Here is a 674-nt window from a genome sequence, read left to right as displayed (position 1 = left end):
TTACCAAATATGATGCTTTTAGCCGTCCTGTTTATACCGGATGGTACGATCAATCGTCGAATGCTGTCATACGAAAATCATTGCAGGATACCCAAAATGCAGCAAAGACTCTATTTGAAAAAAAAGAAACCTCAGGAACCATAGATCAAATTGCAGTAAATTATAGTAATGCAAATGCGCCAACTAATTTTAAGCTCTTAACAGTTACCTATTACGATACTTATGAGTATCCGGATGCCCCCGTTATACCCACAACTATCGAAGGTCAACCTGTGTTAGCCAATACAAAAGGTCTGGCTACAGGAAACTGGACCAGAGTAGCAACAACAGCACTAGCCACTTTAGGAGAAACGACCACAACCATTTATGATGATATAAAAGGACGACCAATACGCATTAACCTTAAAAATCATTTAGGAGGGTATACCCTTACAGACAGTAAACTTGACTTTTCGGGCAAAGCACTTTATACAATCACCAGACACAAACGAACGTTAGGAGACAATGAGCTTGTGGTAAGAGAAGATTTTACCTATTCGCCACAAGATCGTTTGCTAACCCATACCCATCAGGTCAACGCAGGAATTGTGCAGCTATTAACATCAAACAACTATGATGCATTAGGGCAATTAGAAAGCAAGAATGTTGGGGATCCAGGAGGAAACAGCAGACAA

The 674-nt window shown here is 40.2% G+C and carries 1 pseudogene; it reads left to right on the top strand.

The features are described from left to right. Positions 1-674: pseudogene (locus B0A64_RS25185) on the top strand (DUF6443 domain-containing protein); the annotation flags it as partial.

The organism is Flavobacterium araucananum, from assembly GCF_002222055.1.
In the GTDB taxonomy this organism is placed as follows: domain Bacteria; phylum Bacteroidota; class Bacteroidia; order Flavobacteriales; family Flavobacteriaceae; genus Flavobacterium; species Flavobacterium araucananum.
The sequence above is the reverse complement of the archived record's forward strand: the minus strand, read 5'-3'. Positions and strand labels throughout refer to the sequence as shown.